Source organism: Microbacterium sp. KSW4-4, assembly GCF_023091185.1.
In the GTDB taxonomy this organism is placed as follows: Bacteria; Actinomycetota; Actinomycetes; order Actinomycetales; family Microbacteriaceae; genus Microbacterium; species Microbacterium paraoxydans.
This window is the reverse complement of sequence record NZ_JAHWXJ010000003.1, coordinates 17,276-26,422: the sequence shown is the minus strand read 5'-3', so window position 1 is coordinate 26,422 and position 9,147 is coordinate 17,276. Positions and strand designations below refer to the sequence as shown.

The 9,147-nt window shown below is 62.7% G+C and carries 13 protein-coding genes; 1 reads left to right on the top strand and 12 read right to left on the bottom strand.

From position 1 onward, the window contains the following. Positions 1–49: 49 nt before the first annotated feature. Positions 50–421: a DUF2510 domain-containing protein gene (locus tag KZC57_RS16250; protein WP_247642233.1), complete on the top strand. Its 372-nt coding sequence runs from the start codon at positions 50–52 to the stop codon at positions 419–421. Positions 422–786: 365 nt separating this feature from the next. Here KZC57_RS16250 and KZC57_RS16245 read toward each other — a convergent pair whose 3' ends face one another. The 12 genes from KZC57_RS16245 to KZC57_RS16190 all read right to left on the bottom strand — a co-directional run bounded on the left by KZC57_RS16245 (position 787) and on the right by KZC57_RS16190 (position 8,664). Next, positions 787–1,122, bottom strand: a complete 336-nt coding sequence (locus tag KZC57_RS16245) for a hypothetical protein (RefSeq protein WP_247642232.1) — start codon at positions 1,120–1,122, stop codon at positions 787–789. An 80-nt stretch (positions 1,123–1,202) separates the two neighbouring features. After that, entirely contained in the window at positions 1,203–1,793 is a 591-nt protein-coding gene (locus KZC57_RS16240; RefSeq protein ID WP_247642231.1) for a hypothetical protein, read from the bottom strand. Positions 1,794–1,863: 70 nt separating this feature from the next. After that, positions 1,864–2,235: a hypothetical protein gene (locus tag KZC57_RS16235; RefSeq protein WP_247642230.1), complete on the bottom strand. Its 372-nt coding sequence runs from the start codon at positions 2,233–2,235 to the stop codon at positions 1,864–1,866. After that, positions 2,232–2,447, bottom strand: a complete 216-nt coding sequence (locus KZC57_RS16230; protein WP_247642229.1) for a hypothetical protein — start codon at positions 2,445–2,447, stop codon at positions 2,232–2,234. The genes KZC57_RS16235 and KZC57_RS16230 overlap by 4 nt, the downstream gene beginning before the upstream one ends. After that, a complete protein-coding gene (locus KZC57_RS16225; protein WP_247642228.1) occupies positions 2,444–2,770 on the bottom strand; it encodes a hypothetical protein in 327 nt (108 codons plus the stop codon). Before KZC57_RS16225 ends, KZC57_RS16230 begins: the two co-directional genes overlap by 4 nt. A 5-nt stretch (positions 2,771–2,775) precedes the next feature. Beyond that, positions 2,776–3,192 (bottom strand): phage Gp19/Gp15/Gp42 family protein, encoded by a 417-nt coding sequence (locus KZC57_RS16220; RefSeq protein WP_247642227.1) that lies wholly within the window; start codon positions 3,190–3,192, stop codon positions 2,776–2,778. A gap of 16 nt (positions 3,193–3,208) precedes the next feature. After that, positions 3,209–4,135 (bottom strand): phage major capsid protein, encoded by a 927-nt coding sequence (locus KZC57_RS16215; protein ID WP_247642226.1) that lies wholly within the window; start codon positions 4,133–4,135, stop codon positions 3,209–3,211. A gap of 12 nt (positions 4,136–4,147) precedes the next feature. Further along, complete coding sequence (locus KZC57_RS16210; RefSeq protein ID WP_247642225.1) at positions 4,148–4,642, bottom strand: DUF4355 domain-containing protein; 495 nt, start codon at positions 4,640–4,642, stop codon at positions 4,148–4,150. A gap of 85 nt (positions 4,643–4,727) precedes the next feature. After that, positions 4,728–5,459 (bottom strand): hypothetical protein, encoded by a 732-nt coding sequence (locus KZC57_RS16205; RefSeq protein ID WP_247642224.1) that lies wholly within the window; start codon positions 5,457–5,459, stop codon positions 4,728–4,730. Next, positions 5,443–6,867, bottom strand: coding sequence for a hypothetical protein (locus KZC57_RS16200; protein WP_247642223.1), 1,425 nt, complete (start codon positions 6,865–6,867; stop codon positions 5,443–5,445). The genes KZC57_RS16205 and KZC57_RS16200 overlap by 17 nt, the downstream gene beginning before the upstream one ends. Continuing rightward, positions 6,864–8,414 (bottom strand): hypothetical protein, encoded by a 1,551-nt coding sequence (locus tag KZC57_RS16195; RefSeq protein WP_247642222.1) that lies wholly within the window; start codon positions 8,412–8,414, stop codon positions 6,864–6,866. The genes KZC57_RS16200 and KZC57_RS16195 overlap by 4 nt, the downstream gene beginning before the upstream one ends. After that, positions 8,359–8,664: a hypothetical protein gene (locus KZC57_RS16190; RefSeq protein ID WP_247642221.1), complete on the bottom strand. Its 306-nt coding sequence runs from the start codon at positions 8,662–8,664 to the stop codon at positions 8,359–8,361. Before KZC57_RS16190 ends, KZC57_RS16195 begins: the two co-directional genes overlap by 56 nt. Between the last annotated feature and the right edge of the window lie 483 nt (positions 8,665–9,147).

The window sequence follows — 9,147 nt, the reverse complement described above, 5'->3', positions numbered from 1 at the left end:
CACGATTCGATTGCTACCGGCTGTCAGAGATACCGGTTAAGATGCAGCCATGAGTTCAACGGCGCAGGTCGCGCCCGGCTGGTACGACGACGGTTCCGGGCGTCAACGATGGTGGGACGGCTCAACGTGGACCGCACACTACGCCGACGCGCAACTGGTCGAACCAGCTCGGAAGACCGCGATCCTGAACGCCGAGGTCGCCCGTTACGCCGCCGCGGGGTGGATGGTGCAGTCCGCAACACCCAACCAAGTCGTGCTTTCCAAAGTGAAGCGGATGGGATGGTTCTGGAACCTGATCCTCGTCCTACTCACCGCCGGCCTATGGCTGATCTACGTCATCTACCGTGCCCTCAACCGGAAGTCCGAGAGCATGATCCTCACCATCGACGACTACGGCCGCATCCACCGGCAGCAGGCCTAGCCGCTCCCGAAGCGCCCTGCGCCGCTCCGAACGCGTCGGATCATCCGTGGGCACACGCTGCTTAGACGCAGCCTCCCAAGGGCGTCGCACCGGCTGGGGCATCACCTTCCCAGGACGGTGATGCATGACAGCCTGCGCATCCACCCAATCCAGGAAGAACGCGTCCATCGGGTTCGGGGCGTAACCCCAACCACGCAACGACGCATACAGATCCGAGTAAGTGTCCTTCACCACCCGGTCAACAAGAAGCGCCACCAGATTCCAGGCGCGCCGACCCGCAACAACCTCATCGAAGCCCCACCCGTACCGTGACCACAACTCATGCTCGAGCGGGCCACGGTGGGCGAAGAAGGCGACGGTGAGGGTCAGGCTTTTCCCGCGTCGAACCCATGCTCAGACGAAACCGACACCCAATGCTTCAACACATGGGACAGGTTCGCCTCATCAAGCCGGGCAAGCTGACGCGTCGCATCCGGGTACGTGTCCGCGAGCGTCTGAATAAAGAACCCCCACGCCTGAGCAACCTCAGACTCCGTGAGCTTACGACCGGCCTGGAACTTGTCCCAGAAGATAGCGAACGCGGAAGTGATCCCCATCGGGACGCCCTTCACGCCAAGCACCGGCAACTGAAACAGCACCTTCCCGTTCTGCCCGAAGTCGATCATCGGGGTGTTCTCGTTCTCAAGTTCCAGTTCAAACATGGCGACCTCCAACTAGGGCGACCAGAAGAGATAACCGGGGGTGAGCGGGTCGCCACTCACCCACCCCCGGAGCACGGAAATCAAGGCGTCTCTTCGGGCTCCTCAGCCACGAAACCCCACGCCTTGAAGTGATACGGGGCAGACGAACCACCACGGAACGTCTTGAACGCCAACCCATACGCCAGCAAAGTCGTCCGGTTGAACGTCAACGCCTCACGCGAACTGTTATCGATCTGCACGTTCGGGAAGTGCACCAGAATCAGGCGCTCCTTCTGATCCAGACCAACCGCGATCAGGTCATACCGCTTCGTCGCAGCCGCCGAGTCAACAGTCACAGAACCATCAACCGCAACATCCACGCCGAAGTAAGCCGACGTGACCGTTTCATTGCCCTCGAGGCCAGCGAAACTCACGCCCCAGTAGCCCGGGGCGGCCTCCGAGATCAGAGGGTCACCGTTGTGGCCCGTCAGGTTCGTCTCATCGCCCGGCGTCGGCGTCAACGTGAACCCGTCGTCCGAGTAGTAACCGACCTGCTCGTCACCCGTGGTGGGCGTCCACGTCGTACCAGTCGGGGCCGTCGACCCCACCGGGCGCAAGAACAGCGCCCCGTCCTTGATCAGTCGGGCAAGATCAGCGTCAACACCCGAGGTCATGTACGCAGGCTTAGCCATAAGCGTTCTCCTTCAACTAGGTAGATGCCCACGGCGACAAGGGCGAGAAAGTGACCCGGGGTCACGAATGTCAGACCGCCACCTCAAGGAGAACGGTCGAGTAGAGGTACTCGAGCTTCGTCACGGGGTCAGTGACCCGAGACGGCCCAGATTCGACATCGGCGGAAAGAACCACGCCCGTCGTGTTGTTCTCAAGCCACGCGTTACCCGCCGCAGCAAGATCGAAAGCGTCACCAAGATCCGAAGACCCATCCGGACGCAGAGACCACGCAGACAACCCCACACGGCAGTACCGTGAGATGGGGGTCACCTTCTGTTGCAGATCTGCTCGAACCACCAGCTCGCGGCGCCGATTCGTGCGCACGTTCACTGTCGCCTCAACAGACGAAAGCCCCGCAATCAGCAGGGCCTCCATGTCCGGGGAACTCGTCGGGATACTCATAGGCGCCACCCGCCGATCACCCGGGAAAGGGTCCCATTCTGCGCCTCGTCGTCCATGCTCCCGTACACGCGGGCACGAGCACGCGACGGGGCCTGCTCACTCACCGCATCTTCACCCACGATGCCGCGAAGAAGCGCCTCCGTCTCCGGACCCTTGAGGATCTGGGCACGAAACGCCGCCTTGTTCAGTACGAACTTCGACACACGCATCACGCCACCCCCTCAGCCGAGTCACGCAACTTCACGACCAGGCCCCCCACCGTGCGACCACGCCAATCCGCCGGCACCGAAGCAACCTCGTACTCCACGCCACGAACCCGCAACCGGTCATCCGCACGCACATCAGGCCACGCCTCAAACCAGTACAGCGACGGCTCCACCACGGTCGGGGAACGTCCCACCTCCACGGCAGGGATCACGTCCTTCGGAGCGAACAACGCGAGCTCGGCAAGCACAGTCTCCACAAGCTCATACATCGGGTTCCCGTAACGATCAGAACCCGTCTGCTCGCGACGCAACCGCGTCACCTCATCCACGCCATTCAAGGAGCAACCTCCCACCAACCCGGAGGCTCCACTGAGTCCGTCCAGTCCGTCATCGGGACTGTGAACGCCACCTGCGCGCCGCAGCCCAACAGGTCACGGTCAGCCTTCGTCAGATACAGGTCGCCGGTCGGATTCGCGAACTGCTGCGTCTCCTGAAACGGGCCAGCACCAGCCTGAACAGACGTCACACCAATCCCGGCCACACCCCCGGGAGTCGCCATCGCCCGCTTCACCATCTCGCACGACACGATCTTCCGGGCCGCGAGTTCCGAGACGGTCGGTGGGACCGAAGGGGGGCACGACACATCCAAACGGACGGCCGCGTCCCCCAACAGCACCTCAGCGCGCGCCTGCTCCGCGCTGGTGAGGGTGCGCCACCGGTCTTCCAGATCCGCAACAGTTGCGTAAGCCATGACGCACCCTCCTCAGTTACGCGCGCGTACCGTCAGTGAGCTTCCGGAAGCGAGCGATGTCGCGGTACTGGAAGCCGATCTCGATCTCCGCACGAACAGCGAACATGTTCCGCTGCCACAGGTTGATGACGTTCGGGATCTCAACGTCACCGGCAGTGACGGTGCCGTCCACGATCGATGCCTGGTCGGAGATGCTGATCGAGACGCCCTCGACCGAGCCCCAGAAAGCGGAGTCCCAGTCGCCGGCGAAACCGATCGTGTTCGGAGTTCCCGCGGCCTGGACGCCCTGCGAGTAGTACACGCGCTCGCCCAGGATCGTGGGGACAGCCGATCCGGCCTGGATCGAGTCCAGGAGCAGCGGGCGACCGGTCGTATCGACCTGGCCCAGGAGAAGACCCTTAGCCTGGGAAGAGAGCGCCCAACCGTCGAGAGAGCCACCCGAAGCGGCAATCTCGGTGTACGCCTGCACCAAGCCCGCGTAGGTGTTCTTCTTCACATCGGTTGCATGCGGGCCGAGGGCAACCGCAGATGCCGCGCCGAGCTGACCGAAGTTGGAGCCCGGGGCGCCGGTCGAACCGAACACCGTCGCGTCGAACTTCTTCGCCAAGACGCCGGGAAGACGACGAACGCACTCGTTGTACAGGGCAGCAGCGTCGCGACGGAACTGGTTCGAGAACGGCACGATCACCGCGAGGGTGTAGGGCGTGATGTCCTTCGAGCCGAACGTCGGGCGGGAGACGGGCTTCTCGTCCGTCTCAGCAACCCAGTCCGCGGAGGGGTCGCCGGTGACGATCGGGATGGTCACACCGGGTCCGGGGAGATCGATCCGACGCGCAAGATTCTGCACCGCGGACGCTTCCTGCATGTTCGTCCAGATCTCCGTCGAGATTTCCTTCGGGAGCTGAACACCGCTCGTAGTGCGGTTCACATCAATACCAGCCATTAGCTAGTCCTTTCAGTCATTCAAGCCAAGAGCCCGACCGAAAGCCTCAGCCTTCGACTCGGGTGCGGCCGCGGGCTGCTTGCCCTGGCCAGGGATCACCGGACCCTTTGCCGGTTCACCCCGAAAAGCGATGAGCGCATCAGCGGCCGCCTCGAGCTCTTCCCGCGTCCCACCCGAAAGCAGCTCCACCGGGACGCCCTTCGACGCCGCAACCTCCGCGCGAGCAGCCTGCAAACGAGTCTCCGCAAGCTCACGCTGAGCCTGCTCAAGAGCCTCCTGGGCCTTCTGTGCTTCGGTCTTCTGAGCGTTCTCCCACTCCGCGAACTTGTCGGCCTTCGCCTTCAAGTCGTCATAGTCGGAGAACTTGCTGCGCTCCCGGGCAATACGAGCCTGAATCGCCTTATCGAAATCCTCCTGCGACGTGATCGCCTGGAACTCCTTCGCCGCGTCCGTGCTCTGCCCGTTGGTTTCTTCCGTGCCCGTGGTCTGGGCCGTTTCCTCAGCCATGCTGAGCCCTCATTCCGTTTAGGGGCCGTGCGCCCATGAACCGGCGAAACCGTCACCGTGCGGCCACGGAAGAAACCGTGGAAGATCAAACGGACGACGTAACGCCATCCGTAAACGAATCAGGAAACAGGCGACGCATCGCCGCAGCAATGTCCTTCGGATCACCACTGCCGGCCGCGTCACGCGCCTGCAAATACTGGTCGTACAACCGATCCGGGTCATACCCCTCGATATGTGAGCTACCCGCATCCCACTCAGGAACGATCTGACAGTCACAGTCATCGTGATAGTCGGAAGCAACAACGCCGGCAGTCTCACGGGTCAGATACACGAACCCTCGAGACGCGAGCATCGAACACCAAGCACACGTCTTCGCCCCAGTCGGCACGCGACCAAACCGTGGCTTCGATGGGTCAAGTTGCACGTTCCGCGCGACCGTCGTTCGACCCGAGTACAAGATGAACCGCTGCAAAGCCCCGGTGATACCGTTCACCGCGGCATACGGGTCATCCGTGAACAACGCACCAGCGTGATACCGGACGTTCTCCACGACCCCAGCCGAGGGGAACGTCTCAGCAGCGGTCTGCGCCAGAAACGCACCCGGATGCACCTGCTCAAACCACTCCGCCGCGACCGTCGCCACCAACTCGCCATACTCACGAGTCAGCAACGGCACAATCTCAACCAGAGCGTCCCGAACAAGCTCCGGGCGCGTCAGATCAACCGACGAGAAGAACCCCCGGAGCTCGTTCTGAGCCATCCGCACCAACTCGCGCTGTGCAGCCGTCAAACGGTTCAGATCATCCCGCGACGTCATCCGTCACCGCCGACTGAACCGGAGGGGTCTGCCGCGCAAGAACCTGCTGCAACACCGACCCCGACTGCGCCCGACGCTTATCCGACAACAACCGGGTGATCTCAGCATGCGAGAACCCCGCGAACTCCAACGCCACCTCAGACTCCGACAGCCACGGGAACACCGAGGACAACTTCACCAACGCATCAGCCGACGTCGCCGGCGAAGTGAACGCCGGGTTAGCCCACGACACATCCAACTTCGCCAACTCCGGCGTCACCGGCCCACCATCACGCAACCGCACGACGCGCTGAGCGACACGCTTCAACGACGCGCCCAGAATCCGGTTCTGAGCGCGCGCCGTGTTCACGATCCGCCGATCATCCGCGTACAACGCCTCCGCAGACGGCGGGTTATCCGTCACGATGCCCAGATTCGACACCGGAACACCCGTCGCACCACTGAACTGGGTAGCGATCGTCCGGTACATGTCCGTGATCGGCTGCATTGTCATCTGCGGGAACTGACCCACAGTCGGCGAGCCCCCATCCGCGTCCTTCGTCAACGCGAACCACGAATCGATCGCCGCCTGCCACTTCCCCCGAGAGAAGATGTTCGCGTCCGCCAGCCCCAACGCATACATGCGGGGCACAGCGTAGAAATCAGACGCAATCTCAGCACGAATGATCGTCAACAACGCCCGATCCGTGATGTTCATCACCGCACGCGAGATCCGCGACTGCCCAAACGGAAGCGTCAACTGAGGCGCATACGTCAACGGCTCAGCAAGAACCTCACCCACCGCATTCGCCCGACGCTCAGCAACCCACGACCCAGACGGCCTGCGCGTCAACGACACCACCGCATACGGGAAGAACACATCCATCCCAGTCGGCTGACCAGACTCATCCACATCCGTAATCGCGAGCATGTCCCGAAGCACGCGACGACGAGAATCCCACCTCGCCGCGGACCACGTAGCCTCACGCGCCATCACCAACACCTCAGGCTCACCCGAAGCAACATCACCGACAGCGGTGGTCACAAACGAGCACGAGTGCGTGTAAGCCGACGAAATCGCCTGAGGCAGCTCGAGATCAAACCGGTTCGCGTCCAGCACGGCACCCAGCTCAAACGGATCCTGCTCGCCGCCAGGCGATACGAACCCCTCGAACACCGACCGCTCCGCCAACGCCGAAACAGCCTTCTCAGGCCACTCCGAAACCGCCTCAACCCGAGCAATCGCCTCAGCAGGAATGTTCTGCGACGGCTTGATACGAACCTTCATGTCGCGGTACTGCGACCGCAACACATTCCGCGGGAACTTCGCCTGCCACGTAGCAAACAACCCACGAATCGCATCCAGCTCAACCTCATCAACACCAGACACAAACTGCGGCGCCGCCCACACCCCGGAGAAAGCCGTCATAGCAACACCTGCTTCCGTCCCGGAACACGCTTAGTAGTACGCGCAGCCCAGTAAGCAGCGCAGAAGGCCTCAAGGGGCTCCTTGTCAACATCCGGGACGGTTGCGATCCATCCCCATCCCGAACCGCGAGTCTTCGCATCGCAAACCGCTACCGCCGCGTCGAGAACATCGCCGGCCTCGCCAAACGGCCGAGAAACCCTCTTCTCTCGGATGGCGTTCTCGGTCATGGCATTCGCGGAGAAGTAGTCGCCGGTCGTCATCGCGTGGATCATGCTCGACGGCACCCCCTTCTCCTTCAGGGCAGTCACCAGAGACACGCCCGCCTTGCCCAGAATCGAGATCTGCGCCGTCCGCTCCTTACGAGCAGCCAACCAGTCCGCCAGAGGCTCAAGCCCGTCATCAATCGACCAACCATCAGCAACACGAGCGGCATCCACGATCTCGACATGCACGAGCTCGTCCGTCTTGCTCGCCCCCGCGACCGCCAGCGACTTCCCATCCAGCGAGAACGCGACAGCGAAAGAACGAACCCCATCAGCAGGAGCCTCGTTCGTCCCACAAGACGACCAGAAATCATCAGACCAACGACGAGCGCCCTGAGTGTCGTCATCCCACACTCCCAACGCCTCACGCCGCCAAGCCTCATCCGAGACAAGGTTCTCCCGCATGCGCGCTATCGACTCGGGCGGGGTCCGGTGCGGGTACGACGGATTCGCAAGCTTGATCTGCTCGGGATCATCCAATGATGGCCCGCCTGGACGCCCCACGTCCGCGTCAGCCGAACACTCGATATAAAGCGCATCCCCGTGCGTGACGATGCTGAACTGCGCCGGGGCGACGGAGAGCGCCTTCCGCCGGCGAGCCTTCATCACCTCTCCCGGATCTGTGGGCCTCGGGGGTGTCCCCATGAAGACAGCCATAGCACCACGAGGATTCCGCGACTGGTTCATCGCCGGGATCATGTCCTCAAGCGCCTTCTCCGTCAGAATCTGCGCCTCGTCGAACACCTCGCCGTCGACCTCATCGAAGCCGCGACCAAAACCCGCCTCGCGAGCGCCGAACAGGATCCGCGACCCGTTACGAAAACGAATCTCCTGCTCACCGTTCGCCGAACGGATACCATTGGTCGCTCCCGGCGCCAGGTACGGCCTCACACGCTTGTGCTGCGCGAAGCCGGCCATCTTCTGGAACGTCTGTGTGGCCGTACGCACACGGTGCGCCGTCCACAGCCACGTCTGATCGTCCTCGTACGTGCAAAGCCCGAACGTCGTCCGACTCACAAGGAACGTCTTCGCCACCTGACGGGCGATCGAGAGCGTCGAACCGCCCACCGTCGCCGCGTACTTCCCCGACTCACGGGTACCAAGCAACAGTTGCCCCGCGCCGTCCTGCCATGCATCGAATCGAATGTTCCACTCGTCGAACCGCTCCTCGAGCTCGAACCAAACGGAGTCAACAATCCCAGAGGGAGCCACTACATGGCGGGCAACCTCAGATAGCGGACGCGTTGAACGCTCGGCGGCGCTCGCCCCTTGCGGATTCGGCACTACGCGCCTCCTCGGCAACCTGCGATTCCATCACTTCGATCTCGCGACCCAACTCCATCTGCCGACGTGAGAGCGCCGCCAAATCTCGGGCGGGCGTATTCGGATCGTCGAGTGTCTTAGCAATACGGCGGCGCATCGCGCGCAACTCCTCAAGCCGATCCCCTTCCTCCGCAGCCTCAAGGATCGACAGCACCCTGGCGGGCTGGGGCTTCTCGTTCGGCTCCACAGCACGCAAGCTCTTCTTAGCCATGGCGTATACCTCCTGTGGGAAAAACGGCGGGGAGAGATCGGCCCTATACCTTCGGGGTGGCCTTGGGCGGGGGTGGGAGGGGGTGTGGCCCCGTCGCCTTGAGTTGTTCCGCCTACCAGTTGATGAGGTTGGTTACTCGTGTGGGTGGCTGCTGTTGTGTTGCTTGTGCGTGGAACTCTGCGATGGTGAGTGTTCCTTTGAGTCTGTTGCAGCGGCGGTGCATGAGGTGCGTGTTGGCTCGGTCGTATGGTGACCCGCCTCGTGCGCGGGGTAGGTCTTCGTCGACTTCTCCGCGCATGTCGTCCGGTATGCATCCGGTGCAGTTGCCTTTGCAGCGTGGTCCGTGTGCTCCTGGCTGCATGCCCCGGGTCTTGTCGATGGGTCCCCCGCATAGTGCGCACCGGTGTTCTTCTGCCCAAACCCGGGCTCTGAGTTCTCGCCTCCGGTGTCCGTTGGCGTTGGCGGGTTGTGTGGGCATGGCGC

Coding starts and splice junctions, on each gene's coding strand:
- KZC57_RS16250 (WP_247642233.1), top strand. CDS start 50: ATGAGTTCAACGGCGCAGGTCGCGCCCGGCTGGTACGACGACGGTTCC.
- KZC57_RS16245 (WP_247642232.1), bottom strand. CDS start 1,122: ATGTTTGAACTGGAACTTGAGAACGAGAACACCCCGATGATCGACTTC.
- KZC57_RS16240 (WP_247642231.1), bottom strand. CDS start 1,793: ATGGCTAAGCCTGCGTACATGACCTCGGGTGTTGACGCTGATCTTGCC.
- KZC57_RS16235 (WP_247642230.1), bottom strand. CDS start 2,235: ATGAGTATCCCGACGAGTTCCCCGGACATGGAGGCCCTGCTGATTGCG.
- KZC57_RS16220 (WP_247642227.1), bottom strand. CDS start 3,192: ATGGCTTACGCAACTGTTGCGGATCTGGAAGACCGGTGGCGCACCCTC.
- KZC57_RS16215 (WP_247642226.1), bottom strand. CDS start 4,135: ATGGCTGGTATTGATGTGAACCGCACTACGAGCGGTGTTCAGCTCCCG.
- KZC57_RS16210 (WP_247642225.1), bottom strand. CDS start 4,642: ATGGCTGAGGAAACGGCCCAGACCACGGGCACGGAAGAAACCAACGGG.
- KZC57_RS16205 (WP_247642224.1), bottom strand. CDS start 5,459: ATGACGTCGCGGGATGATCTGAACCGTTTGACGGCTGCACAGCGCGAG.
- KZC57_RS16200 (WP_247642223.1), bottom strand. CDS start 6,867: ATGACGGCTTTCTCCGGGGTGTGGGCGGCGCCGCAGTTTGTGTCTGGT.
- KZC57_RS16190 (WP_247642221.1), bottom strand. CDS start 8,664: ATGGCTAAGAAGAGCTTGCGTGCTGTGGAGCCGAACGAGAAGCCCCAG.